The 12,581-nt window shown below is 69.8% G+C and carries 14 protein-coding genes and 1 tRNA gene; 8 read left to right on the plus strand and 7 right to left on the minus strand.

Translation table 11 applies throughout. The features are described 5' to 3' along the window. Positions 1 to 110 precede the first annotated feature (110 nt). From ACFWX1_RS12330 to ACFWX1_RS12340, 3 genes are all read right to left on the minus strand, one after another. Positions 111 to 184, minus strand: a tRNA-Pro gene (locus ACFWX1_RS12330). A 36-nt stretch (positions 185 to 220) separates the two neighbouring features. Then, the gene (locus tag ACFWX1_RS12335) at positions 221 to 1,162 is read right to left on the minus strand and encodes a metallophosphoesterase (RefSeq protein ID WP_378386728.1); all 942 of its coding nucleotides are present in this window, start codon (positions 1,160 to 1,162) and stop codon (positions 221 to 223) included. Between the two features lie 524 nt (positions 1,163 to 1,686). After that, positions 1,687 to 3,861: a transglycosylase domain-containing protein gene (locus ACFWX1_RS12340; RefSeq protein WP_378386588.1), complete on the minus strand. Its 2,175-nt coding sequence runs from the start codon at positions 3,859 to 3,861 to the stop codon at positions 1,687 to 1,689. Positions 3,862 to 4,199: 338 nt separating this feature from the next. Between ACFWX1_RS12340 and ACFWX1_RS12345 the strand changes: the two genes are divergently transcribed. Then, positions 4,200 to 4,499: a WhiB family transcriptional regulator gene (locus ACFWX1_RS12345; protein WP_378327898.1), complete on the plus strand. Its 300-nt coding sequence runs from the start codon at positions 4,200 to 4,202 to the stop codon at positions 4,497 to 4,499. A gap of 187 nt (positions 4,500 to 4,686) precedes the next feature. On the opposite strand, the gene ACFWX1_RS12350 is transcribed toward ACFWX1_RS12345, so the two are convergent. The 4 genes from ACFWX1_RS12350 to ACFWX1_RS12365 all read right to left on the minus strand — a co-directional run bounded on the left by ACFWX1_RS12350 (position 4,687) and on the right by ACFWX1_RS12365 (position 8,102). Beyond that, a complete protein-coding gene (locus ACFWX1_RS12350; protein ID WP_378386589.1) occupies positions 4,687 to 5,808 on the minus strand; it encodes an ArsA family ATPase in 1,122 nt (373 codons plus the stop codon). Position 5,809: 1 nt separating this feature from the next. Next, entirely contained in the window at positions 5,810 to 6,814 is a 1,005-nt protein-coding gene (locus ACFWX1_RS12355) for an ArsA-related P-loop ATPase (protein WP_378386591.1), read from the minus strand. Positions 6,815 to 6,835: 21 nt separating this feature from the next. After that, positions 6,836 to 7,084, minus strand: a complete 249-nt coding sequence (locus ACFWX1_RS12360; protein WP_378337991.1) for a hypothetical protein — start codon at positions 7,082 to 7,084, stop codon at positions 6,836 to 6,838. A 73-nt stretch (positions 7,085 to 7,157) separates the two neighbouring features. Next, entirely contained in the window at positions 7,158 to 8,102 is a 945-nt protein-coding gene (locus tag ACFWX1_RS12365) for an esterase/lipase family protein (RefSeq protein ID WP_378386593.1), read from the minus strand. A 140-nt stretch (positions 8,103 to 8,242) separates the two neighbouring features. Between ACFWX1_RS12365 and ACFWX1_RS12370 the strand changes: the two genes are divergently transcribed. The 7 genes from ACFWX1_RS12370 to ACFWX1_RS12400 are packed head-to-tail and all read left to right on the plus strand — an operon-like array spanning position 8,243 to position 12,576. Beyond that, the gene (locus ACFWX1_RS12370) at positions 8,243 to 8,404 is read left to right on the plus strand and encodes a DUF4177 domain-containing protein (RefSeq protein ID WP_276364949.1); all 162 of its coding nucleotides are present in this window, start codon (positions 8,243 to 8,245) and stop codon (positions 8,402 to 8,404) included. Positions 8,405 to 8,417: 13 nt separating this feature from the next. Next, positions 8,418 to 8,873, plus strand: coding sequence for a RidA family protein (locus ACFWX1_RS12375; RefSeq protein ID WP_378386595.1), 456 nt, complete (start codon positions 8,418 to 8,420; stop codon positions 8,871 to 8,873). Further along, entirely contained in the window at positions 8,873 to 9,502 is a 630-nt protein-coding gene (locus tag ACFWX1_RS12380) for a hypothetical protein (RefSeq protein ID WP_378327891.1), read from the plus strand. The genes ACFWX1_RS12375 and ACFWX1_RS12380 overlap by 1 nt, the downstream gene beginning before the upstream one ends. A 37-nt stretch (positions 9,503 to 9,539) precedes the next feature. Then, positions 9,540 to 10,694 carry a hypothetical protein gene (locus tag ACFWX1_RS12385; RefSeq protein ID WP_378386596.1) on the plus strand — a complete coding sequence of 385 codons (1,155 nt, stop codon included), beginning with the start codon at positions 9,540 to 9,542 and terminating at the stop codon, positions 10,692 to 10,694. A gap of 33 nt (positions 10,695 to 10,727) precedes the next feature. Then, a complete protein-coding gene (locus ACFWX1_RS12390; protein ID WP_378386598.1) occupies positions 10,728 to 11,549 on the plus strand; it encodes an NUDIX hydrolase in 822 nt (273 codons plus the stop codon). Further along, positions 11,546 to 12,325: an MBL fold metallo-hydrolase gene (locus ACFWX1_RS12395; protein WP_378386599.1), complete on the plus strand. Its 780-nt coding sequence runs from the start codon at positions 11,546 to 11,548 to the stop codon at positions 12,323 to 12,325. The genes ACFWX1_RS12390 and ACFWX1_RS12395 overlap by 4 nt, the downstream gene beginning before the upstream one ends. Continuing rightward, the gene (locus ACFWX1_RS12400; protein WP_378386601.1) at positions 12,322 to 12,576 is read left to right on the plus strand and encodes a glutaredoxin family protein; all 255 of its coding nucleotides are present in this window, start codon (positions 12,322 to 12,324) and stop codon (positions 12,574 to 12,576) included. The genes ACFWX1_RS12395 and ACFWX1_RS12400 overlap by 4 nt, the downstream gene beginning before the upstream one ends. Positions 12,577 to 12,581 lie beyond the last annotated feature (5 nt).

Genomic DNA, 12,581 nt, shown 5'->3' on the forward strand with positions numbered 1-12,581 from the left:
GCCATATCTTTATACCCCTCGGGGGTGGGGGGTCCCCCCCCCCCCACAACACCCGCCACCCCCGCGGCGGCCCCCCCCCCCCCCCCCCCGGGGCCCTACAGACTTACTCGTCGGGGTGGCGGGATTTGAACCCACGACCTCCTCGACCCGAACGAGGCACGCTACCAAGCTGCGCCACACCCCGATTACCGCTGTACTGCTCAGTGGGTCGACAAGAAGTCTAGCGGACGCTGTTCCGGGCTTTGCGCGGGGCTTGCTTCCGGGGCTTCTGGGGCTCGGATCCGCGCGGGACCAGCGTCAACAGGCTGGCTTCGGGCGGGCAGGCGAAGCGGGCGGGTGCGTACGGTGACGTGCCGAGTCCGGCGGAGACGTGCAGCCACATCCGGGCGCCCCAGCGGGAGGCGCCGCGGGCGCGGGTGCGGTCGAGTTCACAGTTGGTGACCAGTGCGCCGTATCCGGGGATGCGGAGCTGGCCGCCGTGGGTGTGGCCGGCGAGGACGAGGTCGTAACCGTCGGTGGCGAAGGTGTCGAGGACGCGGGGTTCGGGTGAGTGCGTGACGCCGAGGCGGACGGCGGCGCGCTGGTCGGCGGGGCCGGAGATGTCGGTGTAGCGGTCGCGGCGGAGGTGGGGGTCGTCGACGCCGGCGGCGAAGACGGTCTGGCCTGCGACGTCGACGGTGCGGCGGACGTGGGTGAGGTCGACCCAGCCGTGTTCGACGAAGGCGGCGCGGAGGTCGCGCCAGGGCAGGTGGACGCCGTGGATGCGCTTCTTCTTGCCCTTGGGCATGAGGTAGCGCGCGGGGTTCTTGGGCTTGGGCGCGTAGTAGTCGTTGCTGCCGAAGACGAAGAGGCCCGGCCGGTCGAGCAGGGGCCCGAGGGCACGCAGGACCGAGGGCACGGCGGTGCGGTGCGAGAGGTTGTCCCCGGTGTTGACCACGAGGTCGGGGTCGAGTTCGTTCAGCGCGGCGACCCAGCGTTGTTTGCTGTGCTGCCCGGGGAGCATGTGCAGGTCGGAGATGTGGAGGATGGTGAACGGCCGGGCGCCGGGGGCGAGGACGGGCAGTTCGGCGGTGCGCAGCGTCCAGTGGCGGCGTTCGATGCCGATGGCGTAACCGAGGGTCGCGGTGCCGAGCGCGAGGGTCCCCAAAGCGAGGCGGCCGATCGTCGCCCCGGAAGAAGTACGTGCGTTACTGAGCGTGCTCACAATGTCCAGGATACGTGCTCATGGGTGGTTGGTGTTGGCCGGTTCCGGGAAATTCGTCGATTGATCTCCACCGGTGGTCCGGTTACGTCGGGTAGCCGTTTTCGTGGCGTTCGAGTTTCTCGCCGAAACGTTTTTCCGGGTGTTCGCCGCGGTGCTCGCGGTCCGCTGATCTTTTCCGGTCGCGGCGGGGCGGGACTCCGCCGAATGGCCGAATCGTGGTGTGGATTACGGGTCGGAACCGGATTGGTTGTTTTTTCGTGAAGACGAAGCGGGCCCGGCCGTGGTGGGCCGGGCCCCGGCGTGGTGAGTCGGTGGCGCGCCGGTGTTTGGGGTAGGGGTTTTGGGGGGGGGCGGGGGGGGGGGGGGGGGGCCCCCCGGTGCGGGGACGCTTGGGGTTGTGGTTTGGGGTCGGGCGGGTTTTTTTTTTTTTTTTTTTTTTTGGGGGGGGGGGGGGGGGGGGGGGGCGGCCCCCCGCTGCGTGCTCAGTCGTTGCCGCGCAGGTATTTCGGATCGGGTTGTGGCAGGGGCTCGGCCGGCTGGTCCTTGAGGATGTTCACCATCGCGCCGAACCAGGTCCGTGCCGGGGTGCCGCCACCGAACATGTTGCCCGCCTTGGGATCCCCGACCGCGACGACGTTGCCGGGGCCGTTGTCCCGCAGGCCGCCGTAGGGCGAGCCCGGGTGCTTGAACACCATCGCCGCGCCCGCGAGCTGCGGGGTGGCGCCGACGAACGCGGCGGAAGCACTGGTGTCGGTGGTTCCGGTCTTGCCGATCATCGGCCGGTTCCAGCCCACGGCGGAGGCGGCCTTGGCCGAGGTGCCGCCCGGCTGGTCGTCCTTGCTCATCCCGACGGCGAGGGTGTTCGCGAGGCCTTCCGGAACGGCCTGTTCGCAGGCGGGTTCCTTGATGGGCTTCGGGTTCCCGTTGCGGTCGAGGACCTGCGCGATCGGCGTCGGCGGGCACCAGGTCCCGCCGCTCATGATCGTCGCGGCGACGTTGGCGAGTTCGAGGTTGCTGGTCGGGCCGACGCCGAGGGTGAACGAACCGACGCCGGCGTAGTTCGGTTTGGGGCCGTAGAAGGACAGCTGGTTCTGGTTCTCCTCGGGCTTCTCGGACTTGGGATCGACCGTGCCGCCATTGGCCGCGTTGGAGGCCATCGTGTTGCGCATGCCGAGCCTGCTCGCCATCTCGGTGACGGCTTTCATCCCCGTTTTTTCCTCGAGGATGACGAACCCGGTGTTCGGCGAGGTGGCGAGTGCCTGTTGCAGCGACATCTGCGGCCCGTAATTGCTTTCGCCGTAGTTCTGCAGGCAATACGCCGTGGTGCCGATGGCGACCTTGGGGCAGTTCGCCGCGCCGCCGATGAAGACCTTGGACGCGTAACTCTGCGGGGTCTGGATCGTGTCGTTGATCCCGACCTTTCCTTGTTCCATCGCGGCGGCCGCGGTGAAGATCTTGTATGTCGATCCCGCACCGGTCACGTTGGCGACGTCGTAGGGCAGGCCGTAGGTGGTCTGGCCCTGTGCCTGGTCGGTTCCGTAGTCACGGTTCGACGCCAGCGCGACGACTTCGTGGCGGTTCTTACCCGGTTTCACCAGTGCCAAGGTGTTCGCGACGTTGTTCTGGGTCTTCTTGACCTGGGCCTCCGCGGAGGACTTGGCCTCGTGGTTGGCCCTTTTGTCCAGCGTGGACTTGATGGTGTAGCCGCCGGTGTACAGCTCGTCCTTGGACATCCCGGTCTGCTGGCGCAGGTAATCCTCGACGTACTGGCAGAAGAACCCGTTCTCGGGCCCGGCGCCGATGCAGTTGGCGGCGGGCTTCTGCGGCCCGTCGCCGCTGACGCCGAGTGGTTCGGCCTTGAAGCGGTCGGCGTCGGCCTTGGCGAGCTTCTGGTTCTCCACCATGCGGTCGAGCACGAGGTTGCGGCGCGAGGTGGCGGCGGCGGGGTGGTTCCACGGGTCGTTCGCGATGGGGTTGTTCACCATGCCCGCCAGCAGCGCGGCCTGTGGCACGCTCAGCTTCTCCGGCGGGACACCGAAGTACGCCTGCGCGGCGGCACCTACGCCGTAGATCTGCCGGGAGAACTCGACGATGTTCAGGTAGCCCGCGACGACCTGCTCCTTGGAGAGCTTCGTCTCCAGCTGGATCGCGATCCTGGCTTCCTTGAGCTTGCGCGCGACGGACTGCTCCTGCGCCTTCTCCTGCCCGATCTTGTCGGTCCGGTTGACCACGTTGATCAGGTAGTTCTTCACGTACTGCTGGGTCAGCGTCGAGGCGCCCTGGGTGTCCCCGCCCGCGCCGTTGCTCACCGCGGCGCGCAGGGTGCCCTTCCAGTCGACGCCGTGATGCTCGTAGAAGCGCTTGTCCTCGACCGAGATCAGCGCCCACTTCATCGCGTCGTTGATCTGGTCCGTCTTGACCGGGATCCGGTACTGGCTGTAGAGCGACGCGATCGGCGCGCCTGCCGAGTCGGTGACCGTCGTGACCAGCGGCGGCGGGATGTCGGCGAGGTCGGATGAGGTCTTGTCGACTGTTTCGCTGGCTTGGTTCGACACGACGCCGGCAGCACCGACGACCGGGAACAAGATCCCGGCGACGAGCACCCCCGCGAGCAGACAGAGGCCGAGGAGCTTGAAAAGACCATCCGTTTTGCGCACGGGGCCAGGGTACGCGGAGCTTGTGGTGGGGCTGTGACCTCACACCCGCCAAGGTGTGATCTCGGTGACAAAACAGACCCCGTGAGGTGACATCTGGTAGCGGGAGGCAAGCTAGGGCTTGGCGGGGGGAACCGAGGGCCCCTACAGTCCGTCAACGTCTTACGAAGAATGCCGACGGATGGCCGAGCGCGAGGAAGAGGTCGCTCGGCCGAACGGAGGCCCGGCGCCGGGGAGGTGCCGGAAGTCGACGTGAGCAGAGGGAGACACGCTCGTGGGGTGGAGCGAGGGGCTTCGTCCACCGCGGTGTGTCGATCACCAGGGGAGGAGCTGGGGGTCAAATGGACAGCACCAGCCAGCAGAGCTGGCGAATCAACGCGTCCTGCCGGGACGCCGATCCGGATGGCCTGTTCGTCCGGGGAGCCGAGCAGAACCGGGCCAAGGCCGTGTGCATGGGCTGCCCGGTCCGGACCGAGTGCCTCGCCGAGGCGCTCGACGGCCGCATCAACTTCGGGGTCTGGGGCGGGATGACCGAGCGGGAACGGCGTGCCCTGTTGCGCCGCCGCCCGGACGTCGCCAGCTGGGCGGACCTGCTGGAGGCGGCCAAGCGCGAGGCCGAGGTCAGGGTCGGCGTGAGCTGACGGCACGGTAGCGCCGCGTTCTTCGAGCTCTGGACGGCGCGTCCGGGACGTTCGACGTCTCGTGCGCGTCGCCCAGGGCATGCTCGCGCGCGCGATCGGACGGGCACACCACCCGGGGCGTGCCGCCGACGCGTCACCGGGGACATCGGCGCGCGCCAGGCGTGGCGTTACAGCTGCACCCCGGTTTTCAGCCCGCCAGCTTGGCGCCGATGTCCCGCAGGCCTTCGATGTCGTGGACGTCGCCGGCGAGCGCGGGCACCCGCACCAGCGGCACCTCCGGATGCGCCTTGGTGAAGCGCGCGAGCAGCCGGGTCTCCCGGTCGGCGAGCGCGACGCGGTCCGCGTGCAGCCGCAGCACGGCCTCCGCCAGTGGCGCGCTCGTGTTGCCCTCCTGCAGCGACTCCGCCGCGGCCAGTGCCTCCGTGCCGGACAACGGCGCGAGCACCGGATGCGTCCGGTTCGCGACCAGTCCGGCCAAGGGCATCGACTCCTCGGACAGCCGCTCCACGAAGTAGGACGCCTCACGCAGCGCGTCCGGCTCGGGCGCGGCCACCACCAGGAACGAAGTCCCGGCCGAGCGCAGCAGCTCAGCCGTCTTGCGGGCACGCTCGCGGAAGCCGCCGAACATGGTGTCGAAGGCCTGCATGAACGCCGACGCGTCGGTGAGCAGCTGGCCGCCGATGATCGTCGACACCGCCTTGGCGAACATCGAGAACCCGGCGTTGACCACCTTGCGCAGGCCCCAGCCGCCCGCCTTCGCCGGCCCGGTGAGCAGGCGGATCATCCGCCCGTCGAGCGCGCTCGAAAGGCGTGTCGGCGCGTCGAGGAAGTCCAGCGCGGACCGGCTCGGCGGGGTGTCGACGATGATCAGGTCCCATTCGTCGGTAGCCGCGAGCTGGCCGAGCTTCTCCATCGCCATGTACTCCTGCGTGCCGGAGAACGACGTGGAAATGGTCTGGTAGAAGGGGTTCTGCAGCAGCTGCTCGGCGCGTTCCGGGCCGGCGTGCTTGCGCACCATGTCGTCGAAGGTGCGGCGCATGTCGAGCATCATCGCCCACAGCTCGCCCTTCGGCTCGAACCCCGCGACCTGTACCTGACGCGGGTGGTTGCCGAGTTCCCGCAGGCCGAGCGCCTGCGCGAGCCGTCGCGCGGGGTCGATCGTGAGCACCACGGTCTGGCGGCCGCGTTCGGCCGCGCGCAGGGCGAGCGCGGCCGCGGTGGTCGTCTTGCCGACGCCACCCGAGCCGCAGCAGACGATCACGCGGCTCTGCGGGTCGTCGAGCAGGGCGTCGATGTCGATCGCGGTCATATCAGCGCACTCCCTGGTCATACAGCGCCTCGGCCAGGTCGTACAGCGCCGCGACGTCGATGCCCTCGTTGATCTCCGGCAGCTCCAGCGTCGGCAGGTCGGCCTCGGCGAGCTGCTCGCGCGCGCGTTGTTCGGCGGCCACCCGGACGGCGTGCTCCACGGTTTCCTCGACCAGCGCGTCCAGCGTCTCGTCGGGCAGCTTGAGCCCGGCCGACGCGAGTCCACTGCGGACGCGGGAGGCGTCGACCCGCCCGTCGGCCGCGGCGGTCACCGAGCGCGTGGGCAGCCGCGGCGGCCGGACCCGGTTCACCAGCGCGGCGCCGGGACGCAGGTCGGCGCCGTCGAGTTCGGCGACGGCCTCGACGGTCTCGCGGACCGGCATCTCCTCCAGCAGGGTGACCAGGTGCACCGCGGTCTCCCCGGAGTGCAGCAGCCGGACGACGCCGTCGGCCTGGCCGCGGATCGGGCCGGTCTTGGCGAGATCGGTCAATGCCTTGGTGACGTCGAGGAATTTGACCACGCGGCCGGTCGGCGGCGAGTCGACGACGACGGCGTCGTAGGTGTGGCGGCCGTCGGACTCGGTGCGGCCGACGCACTCCTTGATCTTCCCGGTGAGCAGGACGTCCCGGAGACCCGGCGCGAGCGTCGTGGCGAACTCGATCGCGCCCATCCGGCGCAGCGTCCGGCCGGCGAAGCCCAGGTTGTAGAACATCTCGAAGTACTCGAGCAGCGCCGCTTCGACGTCGATGTGCAGCGCGCGCAGCTCGCCCCCGCCGGGGACCGCGGCGATGCGCTGCTCGGCGTACGGCAGCGGTTCGGTGTCGAAGAGCTGCGCGATGCCCTGGCGGCCTTCGACCTCGATGAGCAGGACACGCCTGCCTTCGCGGGCCAGCGCGAGACCCAGCGCGGCGGCGAGCGTGGTCTTGCCCGTCCCGCCCTTGCCGGTGACGAAGTGCAGCCGGGCTCGGGCAAGCTCGTCGGACCAGCCGGTGGTGGGAGTTGTCACCGGATCACCCTAAAACAGGCGTTAACTCGCGAGCATCATGACGCTGACCGCTGCCGCCACGACGGCGACGATTACCCAGGTCGCCACCCCGGGCAGCACCGTGAGCATCAGCACAGCCAGCACCGCGAGCACGGTCAGTGTGACGACGCCCGACAGCGCGACCTGGCCGGAACTGTTCGTCCGGTCCCTGGTCTTCGCCATCACGGCCAGCACGAGCGGCAGCCCGGCCGCGGCCAGCAGCACCGTCGCGACGATCCGCCAGGTCTCCACGGGGTCAACGTTAGCGGTCCGGGAAGGCCCCCTTCACGGCGTTGAGCGCTGTGAAGGAGGCCTTCACGGCACGTCAGCTGCCGAAGATGGACGCGGGGTGGCAGGGCACGGGCTGGGCGTGCGCCGGGTCGAGGGCGTTGAGGATGTGGCCCGCGGCGTTGCGGTCGAAGGCCAGCCCGAGATGCTCGGCGGTGTCGAGCGCGCAGGTGTCCTGCAGGACGATGTTGCGCACGTTCGGACCGGAGCCGAGGCCGCTCGTATAGGGAATGACGAGCTCGTCGTAGCGCGTGAGGATGTTCGTGTAGCTCACGCCGGGCTGGAAGACCCCGTTGCCGCTGTGCAGCTTCTTCAGGAAGTCCGAACCGGACAGGAACTGCGTGCACGATCCGCACGCCGGGCTCAGCACGCCGTTGATGAGCTGGCTCAGCCCGATCAGCTGTCCCGCCTGGTAGAGCTGGGAAAGGCCGTACAGCGTGGTGCCCTCCCACAGCGGGGTCAGGCTCACGTACTTGTCCACTTTGGACGAGCCGCCGAGGAACTTCACGTAGTAGGAAGGCATCAGCGTGCCCTCGGAATGACCGAGGATGTCCACCTTGGACGCCCCGGTGGCGGCGAGCACCTTGTCGGTGAACGCCGAGATCTGCCGCGCGGATTCCTCCATCGGGTTGAGCCCGCCCGGCTGGTAGATCGGCAGTCCGAGGCCGTTTTTGCCGTAGGTGAGGGAAAACACGCAGTACCCGTTGTTCTTCAGCAGCGGGCTGTAGGTGTTCCAGTTGACGGTCTGGTTGGCACTGAGCCCGTGCAGCATGACGACCGGGCGCGGGTGCGCCGCGCTCGGCTTGCACGAGAAGTCGTTGGCGCCGGGCGGTGAACCGTCCGGGTTGCGCAGCTGGGCCGCGACGGCGTCGGCGGCGGTCCACGGCACGGGAAGGTCGCTCGACGCACTGGCGGCGGGGGCGAAGATCAGCGCGAGGACCGCGGCCAGGATGGCGGCGGCGAGGGACTTCGTTGTCCGCATGGTCACGTCCTATCTACTCGTGAGTAGGTGTGAAGTGAACCACAAGTGCGCCGGTTTCGGCGAGTCGCGAGCCGGTCACGCACGGCGGTTTTCCGGACACGCCCCCGCGGGGCTTGCCCGCTTGGCTACGCTCCCCGGCTATGAGCGCCACCAAATGGGAGTACGCGACCGTCCCGCTCCTGATCCACGCGACGAAGCAGATCCTCGACCAGTGGGGCGAGGACGGCTGGGAGCTGGTCACCGTGCTGCCGAACCCGACGGGCGAGCAGCACGTCGCGTATCTCAAACGAGCCAAGAGCTAAGGGGAAACCCTCGATGACCTGGAGCGATCGGCTAGCCGAGCTCGGTATCGAACTGCCCGGTGTGGCCGCGCCGCTGGCGGCCTACGTGCCCGCCGTGCGCAGCGGTTCGCACGTCTACACCTCCGGCCAGCTGCCCTTCGTCGACGGCGTCCTCGCCGCGACGGGCAAGGTCGGCGCGGAGGTCAGCCCCGAAGAGGCGAAACAACACGCCCGCACGTCCGTGCTCAACGCGCTCGCCGCGGTGCACGCGCTCGTCGGCGTCGACGAGATCGTCCGGGTCGTCAAGGTCGTCGGCTTCGTCGCTTCCGCGGAGGGCTTCACCGGCCAGCCCGCGGTGATCAACGGCGCGTCCGAGCTGCTGGGCGAGGTGTTCGGCGAGGCGGGTATCCACGCGCGCTCGGCCGTCGGCGTCGCGGAGCTGCCGATCGGCTCGCCGGTCGAGATCGAACTGATCGTGGAGGTGCGGTGATGGACCCCGACATCGAACAGGCCACCCACGAACTGCTGCTCCGGCTGGCCGGGCGGCTGCCCGACCAGCTGCTCTGGCGGTTCCGGGACTGGCTGGGCGAGGGTGCGATGGGCACGCTCGCCAGGACACTCCCGAGGTCTTTGCTAAAGCACAGGATTGACCTTGATCAAACCGAGTACCGCCTGCTCGTCGCGGGCCTCATTCCGCACGGCGCCGACTGGCACCAGGTGAGTTCCACACTGGGGGTAGACGACGTCACCGAGACCCGGTACACATTCACGCAGAGTGCGCCCGAATGGGTGAACTCTGTCGATTCCGTGTCCGTTTTGATGCACGCAACGTTGCGTGGTCGCCCGGACGTGGGTGAAGTGCGACAGAGCTGGCGTCACCTCGACGTGGTCGGCGAGACCGGGACCAAGCGCGTGCTGCTGGTCACGGCGTTGTCCGGCCTGCCGAGGCTGACCGGCGAGCTGCAGCGGGTGCTGCGGGTGCTGGGCGACGAAGAGCCCAGCGTCGAGGTCATCCCGCCGCGCTTCGACCTGCCCGGATACCACCGGGCAGCGCTCGCGAGTTCCGAGCTGGTGTGTCTCGGTGCCGTGGGCACCGGGAATCGTCTGGTAGCCGCATAGCGCTCGCTCCGCCAGCGAGCTGGGAGGGAGCAAGCACATGGTGGAGGTCCACGACGCCCCGCCGATGGACGGGTTTTCGGTACCGCTGCGTCTGCACAATCTGCTGCTGGCACTGGCCGGCCGGATCGACGACAGCGCGCTGACCGAAGCGCGTGAACTGATCGCCCATGCCCACATCGACGAAGCCGTCGAGCTCACCACCGGCACCCTGATCGCCGGGAAGATCACGGTGAGTTCGGCCGAACAGCGCGAGCTGGCGCTCGTGCTGGAGATGAGCCGTTCGGACGCGACACTCGCGAACGACCTGCTCGTCGACGAAGCCGAACAGGTGCACAGCCACCGGTTCAGCGGGGAGAACCAGCCGGAGTTCGGGCTCGCCGAGGCGCTCGACCGGACCCTGCAGGTGCTCCCGGACGTCCGTTCCGTGCACGCGGTGTGGCGCATCACCCCGGCGGGCAGTGTGCCGGGCGCGTTGCCGCAGCGGGTGGTGCTCGTGGAGCTGGGCCCCGAGGGCAACCCGCCCGCGGTGGCGTTCCGCGTCGACTCCGCGCTGCGCCGCGCGGGTCTGCGTTCGGTCGTCGAGGTCAGCGGCCCCGGCGTCGCGCGCTCGGCGTATCACCAGTCCGCGGGTGCCGCGGCCACCCCGGTCTGGGTGGCGGGCAGCACGCAGGCGCCGAGCTACCGGCCTGAGCCGGTCGCGCCGACGCCGCCGCCCGCCCCGGTGCCGGCTCCCGAGCCGGTGGCGGAGACCCCGAGCAGGCACGGCATCCGCACTCCGGCGCCGGAACCGACGTCGGCGTCGGCCCCGGTGGTGCCGATCGTCCAGGCGTCACCGCCGCAGCCGACGGCTCCGCCTGCCGCACCCGCACCCGCTGAGCAGCCGGCACGCAAGTCGCGGTCGGAGACGCGGGCCGAGCGCACCTCGGACCTGACTTCGGCGGAGGTGGCGCAGCTGCGCCGGGCGCTGGCCGAGGACCCGGAGAAGGGCCGCGAGATCGCCGCGGGCAAGCCGAGCATGCACGAGGTCGTCGAGCTGCCCGCGCTGGATCTCGACGATCCGAGCCTGAGCGAACGTGACCGGGCGTTGCTGCGTGAGCTGCACGCCGAGCTGGCCGAGCGGGAGCGCGCCGAAGCGGCGAAGATCCGGCTCAACGGCGCCTCGCGGAGTGGCGGAGATCGCTGGAACGCTTGATCCACCAGCGAAATCCAAAGGTATGTTGCCGGGGTGCCTGATTCTCCTGACGAGCTGATCTTCGACATCCCGGTCGGCGCCGGGGTCGGTACCCGGGCCAACGCGGACGGTCCGCCCGTCACGCCGAAGGACTCCGCCACGGTGATCCTTCTGCGTGACGGGGACGCCGGCCTCGAGGTCTTTCTCCAGCACCGGGTCCGGGGCATGGCCTTCGCCGCGGGCATGACCGTGTTCCCCGGCGGTGGGGTCGATCCCCGCGACGCCGACGCGTCCGTGCGCTGGGCCGGTCCGGACGCGGCCTGGTGGGGCGAGTTGTTCGGCGCCACCGAGGACGGCGCCTGCGCGCTGGTGTGCGCGGCGGTGCGAGAGACGTTCGAGGAGTGCGGCGTCCTATTGGCTGGGACCGCCGACGCCCCGGTGACCGACGTCACACCGTTCGCCGAAGCCCGGCAGGATCTGCTGGCGCGCAAGGTTTCGCTCGCGGAATTCCTGTCCGGTGCGGGGCTGACGCTGCGGGCCGATCTGGTCCGGCCGTGGGCGCACTGGGTCACGCCCGCCGCTGAGCCGCGTCGCTACGACACCCGGTTCTTCATCGCGAAGCTGCCCGAGGGGCAGGAAGCGGACGGGGCGACGTCGGAGGCGTCGAGCTCGGGCTGGCAGCGTCCCGGCGAAGCTCTCGAAGACGCCAGGGCGGGCAAGCGCACGCTGATGCCGCCGACCTGGGTGACGCTCAACGAGCTGACCACGTTCGACACCGCCGAGGAAGCGCTTGCGGCCGAGCGCACCATCACCCGGATCGCCCCGACCTTGGTCCGCGAGGGCGACAAGGTCCGTGTCGTGTTGGAGGAAGTGTGAGTGCCCCCGCGTACGGCGTGCTGCGCCAGGTTTCCGAGTCGGCGTCGGTGCTGCTGGAGAACAACCCCTCGTCGATGACGCTGGAAGGCACCAACAGCTGGGTACTGCGCGCGCCGGGCGCGAAGGCCGCGGTCGTGGTCGACCCCGGCTACCGGGATCTCGAACATCTCGAACTGCTCGCGGACGCCGGGGCGGTCGAACTGGTGCTGCTCACCCACCACCATCCCGACCACGCCGAGGGCGCGCCGTGGTTCGCCGAGCGGGTCGGCGCTCCGGTGCGGGCCTTCGACCCGTCGCTGTGCCTCGGTGGAGAGTCCCTTGTGGACGGTGAGACCGTCGCGGCGGCCGGGCTGGAGATCGGCGTCGTGCACACGCCGGGTCACACCGACGACTCGGTGTCGCTGCGCATGGACGGCCAGATCCTGACCGGGGACACGATCCTCGGCCGCGGCACGACCGTGCTGCACGACCTCGGCGACTACCTGCGCTCGCTGCGCAAACTGGTCGAGCTGCCCCCGGCCACGCTGGGCCTGCCGGGGCACGGCCCCGAGCTCCCCGATCTGGCCTCGACCGCGCGTGCGTACCTTGCGCATCGGGAACAGCGGCTGGAGCAGGTGCGTTCCGCCCTGCGGGTGCTCGGTGCGGACGCGACGCCGCGCCAGGTGGTCGAAGTCGTCTACGCCGACGTCGACCGCGCGTTGTGGGCGCCCGCGGAGCTGAGCGTGCAGGCGCAGCTGGACTATCTGCGTTCGGAGCCTACGGAGGTTGGCGAGTGAGTGACGTCGAGGTCGAGTACTACTGGCGGCCGGGCTGCCCCTTCTGCATGGCGCTGGAGCGTCCGCTGCGGGCCAGCGACCTGAACATCCGCGAGTTCAACATCTGGGAGGATCCGGACGCGGCCGCCAGGGTCCGCGCGGTGGCGGACGGGAACGAGGTCGTGCCCACGGTGATCATCGGCTCGACCGCGTTGGTCAATCCGAGCTTCGCCGAGATCGAAGCCGCGGTCCGCGCCGCCGAGGCCGCCTGAGGTTC

It is taken from the genome of Amycolatopsis sp. NPDC059021, assembly GCF_042739895.1.
Classification (GTDB): Bacteria; Actinomycetota; Actinomycetes; order Mycobacteriales; family Pseudonocardiaceae; genus Amycolatopsis.